The sequence below is a fragment of the Perspicuibacillus lycopersici genome (assembly GCF_025660475.1).
Taxonomy (GTDB): Bacteria; Bacillota; Bacilli; order Bacillales; family Caldibacillaceae; genus Perspicuibacillus; species Perspicuibacillus lycopersici.
The window spans coordinates 624,112-644,866 of the sequence record NZ_JAOUSF010000001.1; the positions used below are offsets into that span (position 1 = coordinate 624,112).

At 34.4% G+C, this 20,755-nt stretch carries 12 protein-coding genes and 1 pseudogene; 4 read left to right on the forward strand and 9 right to left on the reverse strand.

Features of this window, described 5'->3' with window-relative positions:
• The first annotated feature begins 402 nt into the window (after positions 1-402).
• Positions 403-1,851, forward strand: coding sequence for a cardiolipin synthase (gene cls, locus OEV98_RS03055; RefSeq protein WP_263071728.1), 1,449 nt, complete (start codon positions 403-405; stop codon positions 1,849-1,851).
• Positions 1,852-2,104: 253 nt separating this feature from the next.
• A complete protein-coding gene (locus OEV98_RS03060) occupies positions 2,105-3,295 on the forward strand; it encodes an SLC45 family MFS transporter (protein WP_263071729.1) in 1,191 nt (396 codons plus the stop codon).
• A gap of 281 nt (positions 3,296-3,576) precedes the next feature.
• Here the strand turns inward: OEV98_RS03060 and OEV98_RS03065 are convergent.
• From OEV98_RS03065 to OEV98_RS03085, 5 genes and pseudogenes are all read right to left on the reverse strand, one after another.
• A pseudogene (locus tag OEV98_RS03065) lies at positions 3,577-3,859 on the reverse strand (transposase); the annotation flags it as partial.
• Between the two features lie 347 nt (positions 3,860-4,206).
• A complete protein-coding gene (locus OEV98_RS03070; RefSeq protein WP_263071950.1) occupies positions 4,207-5,061 on the reverse strand; it encodes a CheR family methyltransferase in 855 nt (284 codons plus the stop codon).
• Between the two features lie 35 nt (positions 5,062-5,096).
• The gene (locus OEV98_RS03075) at positions 5,097-8,327 is read right to left on the reverse strand and encodes a response regulator (protein WP_263071730.1); all 3,231 of its coding nucleotides are present in this window, start codon (positions 8,325-8,327) and stop codon (positions 5,097-5,099) included.
• 58 nt (positions 8,328-8,385) lie between these two features.
• A complete protein-coding gene (locus OEV98_RS03080) occupies positions 8,386-10,461 on the reverse strand; it encodes an EAL domain-containing protein (RefSeq protein ID WP_263071731.1) in 2,076 nt (691 codons plus the stop codon).
• Positions 10,462-10,640: 179 nt separating this feature from the next.
• Positions 10,641-13,604 (reverse strand): EAL domain-containing protein, encoded by a 2,964-nt coding sequence (locus OEV98_RS03085; protein ID WP_263071732.1) that lies wholly within the window; start codon positions 13,602-13,604, stop codon positions 10,641-10,643.
• A gap of 742 nt (positions 13,605-14,346) precedes the next feature.
• Between OEV98_RS03085 and OEV98_RS03090 the strand changes: the two genes are divergently transcribed.
• Positions 14,347-14,568, forward strand: coding sequence for a hypothetical protein (locus tag OEV98_RS03090; RefSeq protein ID WP_263071733.1), 222 nt, complete (start codon positions 14,347-14,349; stop codon positions 14,566-14,568).
• 32 nt (positions 14,569-14,600) lie between these two features.
• On the opposite strand, the gene OEV98_RS03095 is transcribed toward OEV98_RS03090, so the two are convergent.
• The 4 genes from OEV98_RS03095 to OEV98_RS03110 all read right to left on the reverse strand — a co-directional run bounded on the left by OEV98_RS03095 (position 14,601) and on the right by OEV98_RS03110 (position 19,619).
• Positions 14,601-16,247 (reverse strand): FAD-dependent oxidoreductase, encoded by a 1,647-nt coding sequence (locus tag OEV98_RS03095; RefSeq protein ID WP_263071734.1) that lies wholly within the window; start codon positions 16,245-16,247, stop codon positions 14,601-14,603.
• Positions 16,248-16,276: 29 nt separating this feature from the next.
• Positions 16,277-17,575: an arsenic transporter gene (locus OEV98_RS03100; RefSeq protein WP_317633776.1), complete on the reverse strand. Its 1,299-nt coding sequence runs from the start codon at positions 17,573-17,575 to the stop codon at positions 16,277-16,279.
• 15 nt (positions 17,576-17,590) lie between these two features.
• The gene (locus OEV98_RS03105; protein ID WP_263071735.1) at positions 17,591-17,935 is read right to left on the reverse strand and encodes an ArsR/SmtB family transcription factor; all 345 of its coding nucleotides are present in this window, start codon (positions 17,933-17,935) and stop codon (positions 17,591-17,593) included.
• A gap of 268 nt (positions 17,936-18,203) precedes the next feature.
• Positions 18,204-19,619, reverse strand: coding sequence for a SpoVR family protein (locus OEV98_RS03110; protein WP_263071736.1), 1,416 nt, complete (start codon positions 19,617-19,619; stop codon positions 18,204-18,206).
• 502 nt (positions 19,620-20,121) lie between these two features.
• On the opposite strand from OEV98_RS03110, the gene OEV98_RS03115 reads away from it, so the two are divergent.
• Entirely contained in the window at positions 20,122-20,727 is a 606-nt protein-coding gene (locus OEV98_RS03115) for an HD-GYP domain-containing protein (protein WP_263071737.1), read from the forward strand.
• Positions 20,728-20,755 lie beyond the last annotated feature (28 nt).

A 20,755-nucleotide genomic window follows, 5' to 3' on the forward strand; every position in this document is an offset into this window, starting at 1 on the left:
TGCATGATATATGTAGATTAATAGATACTCTCATTATAGCAAACCAAAAATTATAATTAAATAAAAATTATCATTTTTTCAAAAAAAATGTCGAAGTTAATTATTGGGAATATTTAAAATAAGTTCGTATGTTTTTTTATTAGTTTAATATATTTTACTAATTGTAAATCCTTTAAAAAAGCGTCTTTTTACCTAATTAATGGAAACTGATTTCCCTTTCTCTTGCTGATAATTTTTATTTAGTTAGTAAATGATATGATAATAAATTGTCATTTATGATATTAATTTATCATTTTTTGTCTTTATGTTACGATAATCTGGATGAACGTGTTGATAGCTTTCATCTTTTTTCTTTTAGATGCACCGTCATTGATTTTAATTTGATTTATAGGAGTACAATATATGAACATTTTAACAATTATTATTAGCATTATTTTTTTTCTGAATTTTATATTGGCAAGTGTTGTCGTACTTTTGGAACGACGGGATCCGAGTTCTACATGGGCTTGGCTTCTTGTTCTATATTTTATTCCGTTGCTTGGCTTTATTCTTTATTTAATGCTTGGTCAAAACTTAACAAGAAAACGACTGTTTGTTTGGGACGATCTGAAAAAAATAGGCTTTAAGGATTTGATTAAAGAGCAAACGAATCTAATAAAAGCGAAGAAATATCCGTTTAAAACAGATGAAGCAATTATTCACCGGGATTTAATCTATTTATTTTTAGTCAATAACAATGCCTATTTATCTCAAGATAATGAGGTGGATATATTTATCGATGGAAATGAAAAATTCACTGCCTTATTTAAGGATATAGAGAATGCAAAGGATCATATTCATTTACAATATTATATTTTCCACGATGATCAATTAGGATTGAAGCTGATTGACCTGCTTACGCGTAAAGCAAAGGAAGGTGTTAAAGTCCGGATTCTATATGATGAAATGGGTTCACGTAGAATAAAGAAACGTTCCTTTAATAAGCTAATCAAAGCTGGAGGCGAAGTAGAAGTATTTTTCCCTTCAAAAATTCCATTTGTAAATTTACGAATGAATTATCGTAACCATAGGAAGCTCGTAATCATTGATGGAAATATTGGCTATGTTGGTGGATTTAATGTCGGTGATGAATACTTAGGACTAAATAAAAAATTTGGCTTTTGGCGGGATACTCACTTGAGAATTCGAGGAAACGCCGTCCACGCTACGCAAATCAGATTCATATTAGACTGGAACCAAGCTTCTAACCGCAATGATATATATTATGCAAAAAATTATTTTCCTGAAATCAAACATACCGGTAATGTTCCGATCCAAATTGTGACAAGTGGACCAGATTCTGAATGGGAACAGATTAAGCATGGTTATATTAAAATGATTGCTACAGCAAAAAAATCGATCTATATTCAAACACCGTATTTTATTCCAGATGCAACTATTTTAGATATATTACGGATTGCTGCACTTTCTGGAGTAGATGTAAAAATTATGATACCTAATAAACCAGATCATATGTTTGTTTATTGGGCGACATACTCTTATATTGGCGAGTTGTTAAAAGCAGGGGCAAGAATCTATATTTATGAAAATGGATTCGTTCATGCAAAAATGATTGTAGTAGATGAGGACGCTGCTTCTGTTGGGACAGCAAACATTGATGTTCGTTCTTTCAAATTAAATTTTGAAGTTAATGCATTCATGTATGATGGAAAAACAGCAAAACGACTTGCCGATATTTATAAACAAGATATCGAAAAATCTCGTGAGCTAACCTACCAGGAATACTTAAAACGTCCATTAATTATCCGCTTCAAAGAACAAATATCCCGGCTACTTTCTCCTATATTATAACGTCAGCATGAAAAAATCTATCCGAAGTAATGGATAGATTTTTTTATGATTAGGCACCAATCTTAAATTCAAAGGGCTAAAAACATTCTTTTTTGATACACTAAAAATTTATATTTTCCTTCTTAAGTTTAGAAATAGACAAAAAACGAAAAAAATTTACAAAAATTAATAAATTAGCGCTTTCAAACTACCATCCAATAGATTAAAATTGAATAAATGGACCTATACATACCCAATGAAAGGGAGATTTCTAATGAAGAAGACATTCCTATTAGGTTTTGGTTTTTTAAGTATTAGTATCGCATGGGCACTTTATAATGCTTTTGTACCATTATTTTTAGAGGATTTATTATCGAACTTAGCATTAATTGGTTTTTTAATGACAATTGATAATTATATTGCATTATTTTTGCAGCCATATATTGGACATAAAAGTGATAAAACAAATACTCGTTTCGGTAAACGAATGCCGTATTTAATCATAGGAATGCCACTGGCGGCTCTATTTTTAGCACTTGTCCCATTTTATGTCAGCCTTCCAACATTATTATTCTTTATGGTCGCGATGAACTTATCAATGGCTATATTTCGTTCCCCTACTATCGCTCTAATGCCAGACATTACACCAGAGCAAAATCGCACGAAGGCAAATGGAATCATTAATTTCATGGGTGGAATTGGTGCAATCATTGCTTTTGCAATTGGCTCCAAGCTTTATGAACTAGGTCAACCTATTCCATTTTTAGCTGCTAGTGGAATTATCCTACTCTCTCTCTTTATTTTATTACGTAACATTAATGAAAAAAGAGACACCATTGAATATACAAAGCATATGAAGCAAAAAATTAATTATAAAGAAGAGTTTAATAGACCAACGATCTTTTTGCTATTGGCAATATTTTTTTGGTTTGTAGCCTACCAAGGAATGGAATCATTATTTACTATTTACGCTACAAATGAACTTGGAATGAGTGATGGTGCTGCAACGTTTTCGCTAACCTTTTTCTCGTTGACCTTCGTTTTGTTCGCGCTTCCTAGTGGATGGCTTGGTGCGAAATTTGGGAAAAAGAAAATTATTATGATTGGTGTCATCGGACTTGGTACTATTTTCCTATCTCTTACCTTTATTCATTCGGTATTATTGCTACGGATTCTTTTATTAATCGGTGGAATGTTTTGGGCATGCATTAATATTAATTCCTATCCATTCATTGTTTCCACTGGTAGTGAGCATAGTATCGGATCACGAACAGGATTGTACTATTTAGTTTCCTCTTTAGCAGCGATCACTGGCCCACCAGTATTCGGACAAATTATTGAGTTGACGGATTACAGCATTCTTTTTGCGGCTTCCACTATTAGTATGGTATTTGCATTAATTAGTCTTAGCTTTGTAAAGCATAGTGGTAATTTAGAGGTTTCGACGAAGAATTTGAATGCTTAAATTTTTCTTCTATTTATGTTTCAAACATATATAATTTTTCATTGAAAGGAGGGATAGCTTGCTATCCCTCTCAGATTGCCGACAAAAGGCATCGAGAGGATGTCTTTTGTCATTTTTAAATGGAATTGCGGTTAAAATATGCTGATTTCCGCTCCAAGTGTTTGCTTTCCGTGAGGCGTTCGCCGAGCATCCTCGTCACTGACGCTCCTGTGGGTCTCCGCCTGTAACGCTAAACCCCAGAAATCAAACACACCTGCTCCAATCAACTAGTTTTAGCCCTCTCAAGCAAGTTGCCAAGTCCAATTTGCTAATTTTTTCAAATTCTTGGCAGCAAACATAAGCATTGCCTGCATAGACAATTTTTAAGACCGCCTATGGTTGTCCATCGAACACCATGCTTTTCCTTTGCATCTGCAATAACACGTTCAATCGTCTCTTTGCATCTCGTATATATTTGTTTGATTTCATCATTTTGACGTAGATGTTCTGCCTCTTCTAAGGTGACCACCAAATATGACGTTGTATAAGCTTTTGATAGTTTTTACTTTCGGTACACTGCGATAGAATCGTAATACAAATCCTTTTTCATCCGTAACTGGATGAAAAGAATATGGAAATTGTTTGTTTCGTTCATCCTTTAGTTTATTTCGTTTAATTTAGGTTGATTGGAACGGTGGGTGGCAACTCCTGCGGGAAAAGCGGGAAAGTCGAGACCCTGGACTGAGCGCAGCGAGGGAAGCGACTCTGCCCCGCCCGCAGAAAGCTTCTACCCTTCGTTCCAATCAACCTACGCTATTTACATCATTCTATTTTAAAAGAAAATAGAGTATAGGCAAACTCTTCGAGTTTGCCTATACTCTGCTCTGGGAGGGATAGCTTGCTATCCCTCTTTCCTGTCCAATATTTTATTATTACTTAGTTTTCCGATATAATTTTTGCGTATGGACAATTTCCTCATAGCAATCCTTTTTCTCAGTATAGTAGATGGTTTCCTTATCGCCGAGACCTAGAATTCCAAATAACCCAAGACTTTCATAAAAAAGATTGTGGACTTTATTTTGCAAGCTGCGATTAAAATAGATTAATACATTTCTGCATAGAATGACATGAAACTCGTTAAAGGAGCGATCTGTCACAAGATTATGCTGCGCAAAAACGATATTTTTCGATAAAGATGGATGGAACTTCACACCATTGTTGGACACCGTATAATAATCTGAAAGCGATACTGTTCCCCCTGCTTCAAAATAATTTTTTGTATACTTCTTCATATGTTCGATTGGAAAAACACCGTTTTTCGCTGTTTTTAATACTTTCGCATTCATATCTGTTGCATAAATTTTTGTCCGATCATATATCCCTTCCTCGTGAAGCAAGATGGCCATTGAATATACTTCTTCGCCTGTTGAGCAGCCTGCATGCCAAATACGAATCGAGGGATACGTTTTTAATAATGGAATCACTTGCTTGCGGAAATGCCAGAAGAAGGATGGATCCCGGAACATTTCTGTCACATTAATCGAAAAATCAGCAATCAACCTTTGTAAGCAATCCGCATCATGTAAAACCACATCAAGCAATTCAAGAATAGTTGATAATTTTTCGGCATGAACCCGATGCCAAACTCTCCTTCTTATTGATTGATAGGAATAATTGCGAAAATCATGCCCATACCAATGAAAGATTCCTTGCAAAAGCAGGTTGATTTCTAATTTTTCTAATGCTTCCTTGGAATCATTTGCACATTGTAACCTATCAAAATCCATTTCTGCCATGATTTGATTCCTTTCCTGTTAATCTGTTAATCTATCCATACCTTAATTAATGCCATCAATTGGTCTGGATTTACTGGTTTTACGATATAGTCAGAAGCACCAACCGCTAAGCATTTTTCTCGGTCACCCTTCATCGCCTTTGCTGTTAGCGCAATAATAGGAATATTTTTTAATTGGTCATTTGCTCGGATGTTTGTTATCGCTTCATATCCATCCATTTCAGGCATCATAATATCCATTAAAATGATGTCAAAAGCGGTATTCTCCTGTAATATATCTAATCCTTCGCGACCATTTTCTGCAAATGTAACATGTATTCCATAGTTTTCCAGAATACTAGATAATGCATAAACATTCCGTATATCATCATCGATGAGGAGAATTTTCTTCCCATCTAGGCCTAGCTGAAGATTAGTAGTTACATCATTGAACCGTTTATTCTGCTCATTCTCGCTATTCGTTAAAGAAGAATTTAACTCTTCTAGTAACCGTTTTGGGGAATGCACATCTTTTATAATAATAGTGTGTGAATATTGATTTAAGTAATATTCCTCTTTGGAAGATAAATCACGGCCAGTATAAATGATTATCTTCATTTCGTTACTCTTCATTTCTGCAATTTTCCCCAATAATTCAAAGCCTGTTGTATCCTGTAATCCTAAATCTAAAATAAGATAATCAAAGGAATTATCCTTTAATTGCTCGATTGCTTCTTTGCCAGAGGAAACCGCCTTAATAATAAAATCCATTTCCCCAATTAATTCCATTAAGCTATTCCGATGTCTATTATCATCATCTACAATTAATAGTCGCTTAATATGGGTATTTTCTTCCTCATACACTAGCTGTTGCTCACCCTGTTCGACTTTTCTTACGGTAATAGCTTCTTTTACATCACTAGAAGCTGTCGCTACCTCTTTTCGTGCACGAAATACTTCACTCGTCGAGGTGCTTTGCTCTTGATAATTTCCGACGATAAACGTAAAGGTGCTTCCTTTCTGTTCTTCACTGTCTATCGTAATTTTTCCGCCTAATAATTCTACCATCTCTCTACTGATTGATAAACCAAGTCCAGTACCACCATATTTTCTACTGGTTGTACCGTCTGCTTGCTGAAATGCACCAAATATCAGCTCTTGTTTATCCTTCGGAACCCCGATACCAGTGTCGGTTATTGCAAAGGTAAATTCCTGCTGATTACTAGAGGCAGTTGTTTGCCCGATTTCAAACGTCACTCCTCCTGCATGAGTAAATTTAAATGCATTGGATAATAAATTCTTCAATACTTGTTGAAGTCTTAACTGATCAATATAAATATACTCTGGTATCCCCTTGTTTATCTTAATTGTAAAGGATAAATTTCTTTCATTTGCAATTGGTGTGAAGCTATTTCTCACGAATTCCATTATATCGGACAAATATACTTTACTTGGATTCACATGTAATTTACCGGATTCAATTTTTGCCAAGTCTAAAATATCATTTATCAATGCCAATAAATCATTACCTGAAGCATAAATTGTTTTTGCATATTCAACTTGTTTTGCGGAAAGTGCATGATTCGAATTATCTGCAAGTAACTTCGATAGGATTAACATACTATTTAATGGCGTCCGTAATTCATGAGACATATTTGCGAGAAACTCAGATTTATATTGCGACGTTAATGATAATTGGTTTGCTTTTTCCTCTAAATCTGCCTTCGCTCGTTCCAATTCAAAATTCTTTTGTTCAAATCGTTTATTTTGTTCTTCTAAGCTTTTGGATTTTTCCTCTAGTTCTACATTAGATTGTTCCAATTCTTCCTGTTGTAACTGAAGTCTTTCCTCTGACTTCCGAAGGGCAGCAGTCTGCTCCTCTAACTCTTCATTTGTTGCTTTTAGTTCGTCCTGCTGGGATTGAAGCTCTTCTGACTGGGCTTGAATTTCTTCCATTAATGCCTGGGTTTCTTCTAGTAAATTCGCTAACTCTAGTCTACTTCTAACACTGTGCACAATAATCCCAAGCTCCCCTATTAATTCTTCTAGGAAGCTTTGATAGTTTTCGCTAAATGGCTGGAAGGAGGCTAATTCTAGTACAGCAATTACTTGATCTTCAAACATAATCGGTAATACATAAATACAAACCGGGACAGCTTCGCCAAGTCCAGATTTTACTGTAATATAATCAGACGGCACATTAGTAAGGATAATTGGTGTCTTTTCTAAAACAGCTTGTCCAACCAATCCTTCTCCTGGTTCAAAGGTATTTGTTAAGTGCTTTCTTTCCTTTAATGCATAGGATGCCTTTAATTTGTACTGCGGTGTTTTCGTCAGCTCATTTTTCTCCTCTATGTACATGACTCCATAGCTACCTTGCACTAATGGTACAACCATAGATAAAAGTTTTTTCGAAAGCGATTCTAAACTTTTTGCACCAGTTAAACTTGTTGTAATATCAGTTATATTAGTTTTAGTCCATATAAGATTGGTTTCTCTTTCTCTTTGCTCTACTAATGCTTCTGCCATTTTATTAAAGGATTTTGCTACTTCATCAATTTCGTCATTTGATAGAACTTCTACCTTAGAAGTAAAATTTTGCGTACCGTCAGCAATATTGCGCATATTTGCTGCAACCTTATTTAAACGTGTAGAAAGTGTCCAAACATTTCGTAGTAAGAAAAACATAATAAATAAAATGCAGACAGCTAATATACTAGTTTCAATAATGAGCTCTCGGGTAAATTCATTACTAACTTGTTCGAATGTGGAATACATATCCGTTTCAAAGGTTGAAGTGATAGTTGATATAATTCGAAAGAAATCCTCATGAATATCTTTAGACCGTTCATCAATTAATGTTAGTGCTTCCTGCTTATTGCCATCTAGAATTAATTGAATAACATTCTCACTATACGTAATAAAATTATTATTCGTTTCAATCAATGCTTCCACTTGTTGCTTTTGTTCTTCACTATAAACCTTTGTTTCTAGCAATTTAATATTTTCAGCGATAGATTGTTTATCCTCTTCCATGTTTTGAATTAGTTGATTGATAACGGATTCATCAGAATTAATATAAAGATTACGTAAAATAATTGCTTCATCTTTAATTTCTGTATGGATTTTCTCTGTTAATATCGACATTTCATAGTTCGTTTGTAACGTGTCATTCATTCGATCATAAGTTGCTATCTGGAACCTACCAATCCCGACCATGATAATAAGCAGGATTGGTAAGGTGCTTAGTCCTAGCAATAATTTCGATTTAATTTTCAAGGCCTTTTCCCCTCTACCCTAGGTTTTCTATAACTTAATGGCTTATCAATCTAACATTTTACTGATGTGCAGACTTGTCCTGGAAGTCGATCCATTTTTGATACACCATCGCCATTGCCTGTACCCGATCGGTGACATTCAATTTTTGAAAGATTTTTGTAATATGATTTTTTACCGTATGCTCACTAATAAATAATGCACTAGAGATTTCCTTATTACTCAAGCCTGCTAATATTAGCTCGAAAACCTCAATCTCGCGTGAAGAAATGGAATACATCTCCTTCAAATTATTTAATGCAGAAATAAGTACATTTTCCTTTTGAGGTGAATCGCTTATCAGCATTTTTTTTGGATATGGAATAATCCGTTCATTTATTTGTTCAACTGTCTGTGCCCCAGTCTTATCATTGTTCATTGTCGCAATTAAAGCTTCTAGCTCGTTTAGATTTATCGGCGGGCTAAATAAATAGCCTTGAACTTCATCACAATTGTAGTTTTTGAGGAGCTTAAACTGTTCTGCTGTTTCTACTCCTTCCGCAACGACAGATAGCTTTAAACTGTTTCCCAATTTAATAATAGTAGAAACAAGAGATGGGTCTACGTTCATTTCTTGTATGAAAGACTTATCAATTTTCAATGCTGTAAATGGAAAATGCCGCAAATAGCTTAACGAGGAATAACCTGTTCCAAAATCATCTAAACTAATCTGAAATCCTATACTACGAAGCTCGCGTAAAACAAGGAGACTATTTTCCTCATTTTTTAAAAACGTTGATTCAGTTACCTCTACTTCGATTAACTCTGGTGGTACCTTCGTTTCGATGAGGATTTGCTTAATATTTTGAATGAGGTTTTTCTGGAAAAATTGTTGTACCGAAAAATTTATCGATATTCCGATTAATGGTTTTCCGATATTCATCCAATTCCTTAATTGTTCACATACTTGTCGAATTACCCATTCACCAATCTCAACAATAATTCCCGTTTCTTCAGCTAAAGGAATAAACTCATTTGGGAACAGCATTCCCCATTTTGGATGATTCCAGCGAAGTAAGCTTTCGGCACTTACAATTTTGCCGGTTTTTGTGTCCACTCGTGGCTGAAAAAGGATTTCTAGCTCCTGTCGCTCGATTGCTTTTCTTAAATCATTTTGAAGCATGAATGATCGATAGGATTGCATATTCATACCAGAATGATAAACAGTATATTTATTTTTCCCTTTCTTCTTTGCACGATATAAAGCAATATCCGCATTTTTCAACAGCCATGTAGCGTCTTCCCCATCATAAGGAAAAATACTCACACCAATACACGTCGTGATGAACAATTCGTAATTTTCGATAAGTAATGGTTTTTTAAAAGTTTCTAATATTTTCTCTGAAACTTCAAGCGCTCCCTCCCGATCGGTTTCTGGTAGAATGATAATAAATTCATCACCACCAAATCGAAATACAACATCCTTTTTATCGATTATTTTCTTCAATTTATTAGCAATTTCTTTAAGAACTTCATCTCCCATTAAATGACCAAGTGAATCATTAATATATTTGAATCGGTCCATATCTAAATATAGTAAACCAAAGGATTGATTTTGTTTTTTTGATTGAAGAATATACTCCCCAATTTTCTTATAAAAAAATCTACGATTCGGTAGATTCGTTAAATAATCGTGATTCGCCATATGGGAAATGATTTGTTCATTCTCTATCAGCATACTTGTTTGCTGCATTAATTGCTTTTTCATTAAATATATTTCAACAAATCGCTCAACCTTCGCTTTTAATATCATTGGGTCAAAAGGCTTCAATATGTAATCCATCGCTCCTACCGTATACCCCATGAAAATATGCTCAGCATCTAAATGATTTGCTGTAATAAATATAATCGGAATATCTTTCGTTTTTTCCCGAGCTTTTATAATTTTTGCGGTATGGAATCCATCCATTCCTGGCATTTGAACATCTAATAAAATTAAGGCAAATTCATATTTCAATAATTGCTTCAATGCTTCCTCTCCAGAATTTGCACGAATTAACTGGTGATTTTCCTTTTCAAGAAAAGCTTCTAAAGCTAATAAATTTTCCGGTCGATCATCCACCAGGAGTATATTGACTTTTTCGTCAATTCTCAACATGCTCGCTCACCTCTTGCTTGCCATTTTGATACTATTTTGTTATTAGCTTATCATATTTTGTCATAAAAAGGGGGGATAATTATCGGATACAAAACTTCCAAATAGTACCATTGCCAATAAATAAGGCTGTCTTTATACGAATGGTACGTAATTGTTAAGACAGCCATTAGAAAAGCAAACTAATAAGTTAGATGCCTTTTTAAATATGGAATTTTTTCCTCCTGAACAAAACTACAGCTTGGAAGAATTGGTTTACTTCGTAATTTCAGCGAAAATGTATTTAACAGCTTAATTAGTTCATCCCGTTCATTTTCATTAATCGTAAAGGAAAATCCGTATTTTAATATCCCTTTTACTTCCTCTTTCCACACAATATAACCTAATAATGGGAGCTTTTTATCAAGTATCGTGGTTTCAAATTGATACAGAATATCTGGACGAACAGGAAGATCCATAATGGAAAGGAATCTTAAGCCCCCTGGACCGATATCCTCGATTAATACCTCTGTTTTTCCAACGGCTACTTCTACCCCTTGAATTTCTGTTAACGTCATTTGTGCTGCCAGTGGATATACTAACGGGATTCGGAAATACCCTCGACGTTCCGATTTTACCTTGCTTTCATGATATAAAATTGGTTTAATAATTTGTTTCTTTAATAAAGCAATAAACGTTTTTTCTGGTACAGGTTTACTGAATATATATCCTTGGATTTCCTGACACTCCTGCTGTTTTAAAAAATTTAGTTGTTCTATTGTTTCTACCCCTTCTGCTACAACATTCATATCCAAGCCTTTTGCCATATAGATTAGCGATTTTATAATGACCTCTTCTTTAGTAGATTTTGTAATTTGTTTTATAAACGTTTGATCAATCTTCAATGTATCAATCGGATAATCACTAATATACGAAAGCGAGGAATAACCAGTTCCAAAATCATCTAAAGCAATTTTTATCCCCATTTCTCTTATCGTTTGAAACGCGGCCTTCGTTACCTTTTCATGTTGAATCATCGTAGTTTCGGTAATTTCAAATTCTATTAATTCTGGATTCACCTGGGTGCTTGCTAAAATTTCAAGAATGACACTTTTCCAGTCACTTTTCAAAAACCGTTGGGCAGAAATATTTACAGAAATCGGTACAATCGGTAACTGTTCTTTCTCCCACTTCTTTAAATGTAGGCAGACATGCTTTAATATCCAATCACCAAGCTCATTTATATAACCGTTTTCCTCGGCAATTGGGATAAATTCCTTCGGGGATACCTCTCCCCAAATTGGATGCATCCAGCGAATCAAGCTTTCTGCACTGACAATTTTTCCTGTTGTAGCCTCTATTCTTGGTTGAAAATAAATGACAAGCTCATTATTTTCAATCGATTTTCGCAAGTCACTTTCCAAATGGTATTGCTTAAATGAGCGAATATTTAGTTGCGGTGAATAAATTTGATAATTATTTTTACCATAATTTTTCGCACGATATAATGCAGTATCGGTATTTTTAATTAATTCATCAAGTGTTGTCCCATTTTCAGGAAATGAACTTATTCCAAGACTTGTCGTAATGTATAATTCATAGTCCTCAACATAAAATGGTTCATTTAAGCTATCAATAATGGTTTTTGAAAGTGCTACCGGGTCAATGGAACGTTCATCCTTCGGTAAAATTACTCCGAACTCATCCCCTATCATTCTAGCAAGAGTAGAATCCTCTGGTAAAATAACTTTTATTCTTTCACTAATTTGGATTAATAGCTGATCCCCAATCGATGGTCCTAATGAGTTATTTATCGTTCGAAATCGATCAATATTAATAAAAATAAGCGAAAAGCCAGACTTTCCAACGATAGATGACTGTGTGAGCTTGTCCACTTCTTTATAATATAAATTTCTGTTTGGTAATCCGGTTAAAAAATCATAATATGCTAAATGGGTAATATTTTTCTCTTGTCTTTTTTGCTCGGTAATATCGGTTAATATTCCATCAATCCGAATTAATTTTCCGTTCTCGTTAAATACCGGTAATGACTGATCTAATACCCATACATTATTTTCTTGTTTATCGATGATTCGATATTCTATCGTTAATGATTCTCCATTTTTAATCTTCAGTTGTTCGGTATTATACATTTCCAGATCCTCTGGATGAACGATTGATTCCCAAGTAACAAATGATTCTAACGCTTCCACTGAATACCCAGTTATTTTTTCAAATCCTTTCGAGGCAAATAAACAAGTATCTGTTAGTACATCATGAGAAAAAATTCCTACTTCAAGTGTGTCACTGATTCGCTGAAATCTACTCTCTGATTCCTGCAGTCTATTTTCTACTTTCTTTCTTGCAGAAATATCTTGTATTATACCTGCAAACTTACTCATATTTCCTGCTTCATCGAAAATAAAATATCCCGAAATCTGGCTGTCAAATGTTGTTCCATCTTTCCGGGTAACGGTTATTTCTACACTATAGCTTTCTTGTTTATCTATTGCTTCATAAACAAATTTTCGAAATGCTTCTCGTTCCACAGGATGAATAATCTGAAAGGAATCATATAATGAAAGGAATATTTCAGTCTCATCCATAGCAAGCATGTTTAATAACTGCTTGGAAAAGTAAATTTTATCCTTTTTAATATCATATTCCCAGCTACCCATTTTCCCAATTTTTTGGGCTAAATCTAAACTATCCTTCATTTCTATCAATGCCTGTTCATTGCGCTTATATTTGGTAATATCTTTAACTACGCTAAATATCCCTTTTACCGTGTTCTCATCATCAATCATCGGAATATAGGTAATATCTACAAATAGAGTAGTACCATTTTTATGAAGAACTTCCGCCTGATAATTTTGGGCACAGCCTTTTAAAGCATTCCGTAAATAATAATTTCGAATGGCGATAAAATTATTAGAATAAATCGTTTCCGCTTCCATCGATTGATCGTCATTATATCCTAACATTTGATGTGCTGCACGATTCGTAAAATTGATTTTCCCTGTTGTATTTAGCGAAAATACTGCATCCGGATGATTTTCAAATAAAGATTGAAAACCTTTTTTATCAAATAAAGATTCACTAGAAAACAACATATTTTTTTTATTTATCGAATTAATTTTATTTCTCGTCAAAAAAGATAGCACCATAATACATACCCCTTGTATTTTGATTTGGCATAAAAATCTTTCATTTGTTTAGAACTAGCACTAACGCACACTTAGTCGTTTTTTCCGACTTGATGGCGATTGTAAAATCTAGGGTGAGATTCCAGTTTTTAACAACTTTAAGAAAATAGCCTACAATTTCCTTACTTTCATTGTGATTGAAAATGATTGGTAATTATATCACCAAAATTTCTTATTCTCTTTCCTATCCATTAGGAATCGATTCCTATTGATAGCATGCTGTAAGCAGTGCATTACATAGGAGTTAATAGGCATAGTAGAATAATAAAATTTCAAAAAATACAAATATTTTCTCACCTTTTGTATGAGTTGAAATTTTACCATCCTCGCGTTAAGAATATCATTCTACAAGTCCGTTGTTCTATGGTAAAGAATGCCAGATTATGAGCTGTTTTAAATATCAAAAATTTTTGATTAATATTATTGACAACAAGCATTGTTCGTTATATATTTACTACATCAAAAAAAATTGATTTAATTGAAAAAGTCCCAAATTAAACTCTTATATTTTTATTTAATCGAGTTATTTTGATTAATAAATCGATTTTTCTTGATGAAAAAGTACATAACAAGGCTTAAAAATTTTATCCCAAAAACAATAAATATGTGAAAAATGTGGTGATGACCGGATATGAGAAGAATAGAAAAATATTTTATGGATTGGAGTCCATAAATGAAAATTTGATAACAGGAGGTTATATCTATGACTGTAAACAATAGTGGCGTATTACGAAAGGAATATTTCATTGCTTATTTAAAGCTCGTTATCCATGCGAAACAAGTTAATGTTAACGAAGCAAAAGAATATACATGGAAGCATTTTTTTCATCAAAATAAAGTTAAATTTGGAGAAGCCACCTATCATAATTTTGAATTAGCATACAAGGAATTAATGAGAATTAATATAAAAACAGAAAGGGAGTGAACCTATACCTTTCTGTTTTTACGTTTATATATTCATTTTTTGCTCTTCAGGAAAATTTGGTAGTTTTTATTTCCTCCCGAAAGATTAAACACATCTTTAAAACCCATGTTCCTTAATACATTTTGCGCTGCATTTCCCGTTACCCCACTATTACAATAGGTAATCGTCGGTACTTTCGGATCTAGATTTTTTGCCTCTGTCCGTAATTGTGCTAATGGAATATTGATGGCACCAGCTACATTTGATACTTCATATTGTTTTTTCGCTCGAGTATCAATAATCTGCAGTTTTTCTTTGTTCTCTATCCGTTCTGTTAGTTCCTTCGGAGTAATCAGTTTATTTTTCCCTTTAATTGCATTCTCTAAAGCCATACCTGTGTACATAACCGGATCTTTTGTAGTGCTAAATGGTGGAGCGTAGGCTAAGTCTAGATGGAATAAATCCTCTGCCTTTGCACCGAAAGTAATTGCTGTTGCAAAAACATCGATTCGCTTATCGACTCCATCCTTCCCAATAATTTGGGCACCAAGTATTCGTCCTGTTTTACGATCACAAATAGCCTTAATTACTAGTTCGCTGCCACCTAAATACTCTGCCCTCGCCGGTTTAATATTATGAAGGATCTCTACATTAAATCCATAGTCCAGAGCCTCTTGTTCATTTAAACCCGTATAGGCAATTGCAAGATCAAATACCCTTACTATTCCTGTTCCAAGAATCCCTCGATGCTCTAAATCACCACCAGTAATAATATCCCCTGCAATTCGTCCCATTTTATTTGCTGTCGACCCTAATGGACGGTATAACGGTTGACCAGTTATTACAGAATAACTTTCTGCCACATCTCCAACCGCATATATATTTGGTAGGTTTGTTTGCATTTTTTTATTCACCTTTATTGCACCAGTTGAGCCGATTTCCACTCCAATTTCTTTTGCTAGTTTCGTATTTGGACGAACTCCTGTCGCCAAAATGACCATATCTGTATCAATCACTTTTCCTGATTTCGTTTCTACTGTTTTTTCCGTAATTGATACTACTTGTTCATTACATAATAATGAAACACCTTTGTTTTTCAAATGTTCTTCCACCCGAAACGCCATATCCCCATCCAATGCTGTCATGATATGATGATTTCGCTGAATAAGGGTAACTTCCAACCCTTTATTTGTTAGTTGTTCAGTCATCTCTAGGCCGATTAAACCAGCACCAATAATCGTTACCTTTTTCGGTTCATTTGTTATCATGAACGCATCAATTGCTGCCGTATTTTGAATCGTTCGTACGTGGAAAACATGCTGCTGATCCACACCATTAATCATTGGAGTAATTGGAAAAGCTCCAGTAGCAAAAACCAATGCATCATATGTGTCTTCGTGAATTTCATTCGTATGTAAGTTTTTAACCGTTATTCTTTTTTCATCTGGATGAATTTTCGTAACTTCATGTCTTGTAAAAATATCAACGTTATATCTTGCCTTAAACCATTCAGCATTTCTAGGCGTAAGTGATTCTAGTTTATCGACTTCCCCGCCTAAAAAATAGGGAATTCCACAAATAGAATAAGAAATATCATTATCCGCATTATACAACGTAATTTGTGCATTCTCATCATTTCTACGAGCTTTTGCCGCAACCGAAGTCCCTGCAGCAACGGAACCAATCATTATGATTTTCATTAAACACCCTCCATATATAAAGTATTTTCCTAAATGATGAAAAGAGATAAATAAAGTCCGAGTAATGTAAAGAATAGAATTGGGATAGTGAGCACAATTCCTGTTTTAAAGTATGTCCCCCATGAAATTTTGACACCTTTTTGCGATAAGACATGAAGCCACACAAGGGTTGCTAAAGAACCTATTGGTGTAATTTTTGGCCCTAAATCAGAGCCAATGACATTTGCATACACTAATGACTCTCGAATTAATCCAGACGTATCCGTTTCTGCAATTGCTAGCGCATCAATCATCACAGTAGGCAAATTATTCATTACAGAGGATAGGAATGCTGCAATATACCCCATTGCCATTGTCCCAATAAATAATCCTTGATTTGCTACTGCTTCTACTACTTTAGCAAGCACATAGGTTAGCCCAGCATTTCCTAATCCATAGACTACTACATACATACCAATCGAGAAAAAGACAATATTCCATGGTGCACCTTTTATGACTACTTGCGTAGCAACTGCTGGACTTTTTCTTGCCATTAATAAAAAGAAAATAGCAATAATACCAGCTACAAAGGAAACCGGCACATTTATGAATTCACTGCCAAAATAACCAATGACTAATAAACCAAGGACATACCAGGACAGATGGAACATTTTTATGTCCTTAATCGCAGTCATTGGAGTCGTTAGTTTCGATACATCATATGTTTTTGGAATACTTTTTCGAAAATAAAATAGTAGCACAGCAATAGTAGCCATAATAGAGAATATATTTGGGATGACCATTCGGAGTGCATATTCAACAAATCCGATTTTAAAATAATCTGCAGAAACAATATTTACTAAATTACTTACAACAAATGGCAGTGAGGTAGTATCGGCAATAAACCCACCAGCCATAATGAATGGGAAAATCATTTTCTCTTGAAAATTCAAGTTTCGCACCATTGCTAACACTATCGGTGTCAGAATTAAGGCAGCTCCATCATTCGCAAAAAAAGCTGCAACAAACGCTCCAAGAATACTTATGTAGACAAACATTTTGATTCCGTTGCCTTTTGCCACTCTTGCCATATGTAGTGCAGCCCATTCAAATAAGCCAACCTCATCTAAAATTAAAGAAATAATGATGATAGCGATAAACGATAAAGTAGCATTCCATGTAATGCCTACCACTTCCAAAACATCATGGAAATCTACTACACCAATGATTAAAGCAACAACTGCACCACCAATTGCTGACCATCCGATAGACAAGCCTTTTGGTTGCCAGATGACAAGCAGTAACGTTATCAAAAAAATAATGACCGCAAATATTAATATGTAAGACAAGTTCTATTTCCTCCGTTAACAACAAGATACCCGCGTACCTTTTTCTTCTAATTCTAGTAATTTATCTTCTTGATTTGGTAAATGAAGAAGTATTTGCTGGATCAGTGGATAATATTCATTTGCTTTATGCAAAGAGTAGAAAATCCATTGCCCTCTTCGTTCTTCACTAACAAGTCCTGCAGCCTTTAGTTTGCGAAGATGTTGACTAATCGACGGCTGACTAACCTGAAAAATTTCTACAAATTCACAAACACAACATGTTTGCTTGTCCAATATTTTCAGCATCGTCAAACGGGTTTTATCCCCTAATAGCTTTAAAATTTCTGCCGTTTTCTCAATAGAATAATCCTCCTTAAACATCCAACCCCTCCTTTATATATGTATATTATTATATAACTATTTGCTTATATAGGTAAATGACAAATAAGATAATGTTGTTTCCTATAGATTCTTGCTTATTTGTAAATAGTGCAGACTGATACTCCGTTTATTATTTCTGAATTTCTATCTCATGAAATAACAACAATTCACTCGTATACAGCATTAGTTAAATGAACAGATTAGCAGGCCAAATATAAACATAAAAAAGAGCACAATAAATGTGCCCTTCTATTTGAAATATTCCTATTTATAAATATCTACGCTGTACACTTCGACCATCATAGAAAAAGGTAATTGGCTTATCCTCCACAATCGTCTCCATGTGGACCGGACGACCCCATAACTGATAAACATATGGCAATACCTTTTCTAAATATTTTAAATCAAGCTCAATATCTTCAAAATGATGCTTAAGATATAGTTCTCCATTTCGCATATAGTCCCCATCTACAACGGTAATATACGGAAAACCACCATTGACGCGCATATTTACCAATTGGTCACGGACACCTTCCCACGCCTTATCCACAATTTTGTAATCGCGGCCTTGCTTTTGAAATAAATACATATCCTCGCGATGCACTAGCTCCTTCGTTAAGTAATTACGTAAAAACGATTGATCAGATTCTAGTTCCCGCACCTCGAATATTTTTTCTCGTCCAGAGCCAGGCTTTACTCCTAACCTTTTCATTTCTTCTGACGGATTATTATAGCGTTCCTCAATATCCTCAAATACTTTCAAGCCTAAATAATATGGATTAATTCCTGTCTTCGATGGTTGAACGACACCTGCATTAAGCTTCGCAAATTCAATAGCTTCATCACTTGTTAAATCTAGTTCACGAAGAATTCGCTGGTGCCAATAAGATGCCCAGCCCTCATTCATTATTTTTGTTTCTAATTGTGGCCAAAAATAAAGCATCTCTTCACGAATCATTGTTAATATATCCCGCTGCCATTCCTCTAACTCACGACTATATTGCTCAATAAATAATAATAAGTCCTTTTCCGGCTGCGGTGGAAATTTCTTCTTTTTCCGCTTCACTTGTTTTTTTGGTTCATTCTTCTTCTCCAAGTTCCATAAGTCATCATAAGGCGTTGGATTTTGTGTCACTACCTCTTCGTATTCAACATCCTCCATTGTCCATGCGAGCTTTGGTCGAACAAGTGATGGATCAATATGCTCTTCTATTGCTAAAACAGCATCAATAAAGGATTCTACTTCCTGTCTTCCATATTCAATTTCATATTTGCGAATCCGTTCTGCTGTGGCTGCCATGCTTTCGACCATATCCCGCTTTGTATTTTGAAAACGAACATTATTTTTAAAGAAATCACAATGGGCTAACACATGGGCAACGATTAATTTATTTTGAATTAATGTATTGGAATCTAATAAAAATGCATAACAAGGATTGGAATTGATGACGAGCTCATAAATTTTACTTAAACCTAAGTCATAATGTAGCTTCATCTTGTGGAATTGTTTTCCAAAGCTCCAATGGGAAAATCTTGTAGGCATGCCATACGCACCAAACGTATAAATAATGTCAGCAGGACAAACTTCATAGCGCATCGGATAAAAGTCCAATCCGAATCCTTCGGCAATTTCGGTTATCTCCTCGATTGCATGTTGCAATGCCTTATTTTCCGCTTCTCTCATTGCGTTTCCCCCTCTTGCCTTTATATTAATTTATGAAGGAAAATCGTAAATGATGATGACAATCCACATGATAATTTGTTCTCAGCAATTATTACGTATGGATATTGGGATTTTCCTAATAATAAATCATAGTGAATTATAATGCCTAGTCTTTCAGTGGTAACATTTCTAGAGATTATTACGGAAGGTCGGAAGTACTTTAATGAATACATTATTGAGAAATCCTATGTTCTATCGTATTTCTTTTTTTATCCTATTAGTATTCAATATTCTGATCAATAGCACGTTAATACACAATGACATTACCTATGTTTTTTATATATTAGCCACTGTATTTTTAGGAGTTGGATTTTATAATAAATCCCCCTTCTTGCTAATCTTTTTAACCTTCCTTGTTGTTTTGTGCAGATGTTTTTTCATTCCAAATTTTACTATTGATTTTATTATGCTTCCCTTCCATTTGATTACATACTTAATAATCATGGGATTATCCGTTGGGTTTATGCAATTCGTTCAAAAAGTTAAACAAAATCAACAGGATCTTACGAGAGCATTAGCAAAAGCATTAGACACTAGAGATACCCATACACTCTATCATTCAGAAAATGTAGCAAATTTTAGTGTCCAAATAGCAAAGAAAATGAATTTATCCGAACAGAAATGTAGGGAAATACAAATCGGTGCATTGCTTCATGATATTGGAAAAATCGGAATAGCAGAGCATGTATTATCCAAACCTGGAAAACTAACCTCTGACGAGTACGAATTAATAAAGAGTCATCCGAAAATTGGTCATGATATCATCAAGCATGTGAACAATTTTCAAGATAGTGGGGTGTTAGATATTGTTTTATATCATCACGAAAAATTTGATGGAACAGGATATCCTAACGGGTTAAAGGGGGAAAATATACCTTTAGAGGCACGTATTGTAGCAGTAGCTGATGCCTATGATGCAATGGTTTCCAAACGAATTTATAAAAACGAAATGGACTACGCATCTGTACGACAGGAGTTAATAAATAATAAAGGGAAACAATTTGATCCAGAAATTGTCGATGTTTTTCTATCCCTACTAGATCAAGGAGCATTACGAGGGAATGTATAAATAAAAATGGATATGCTTCTCGGTAACC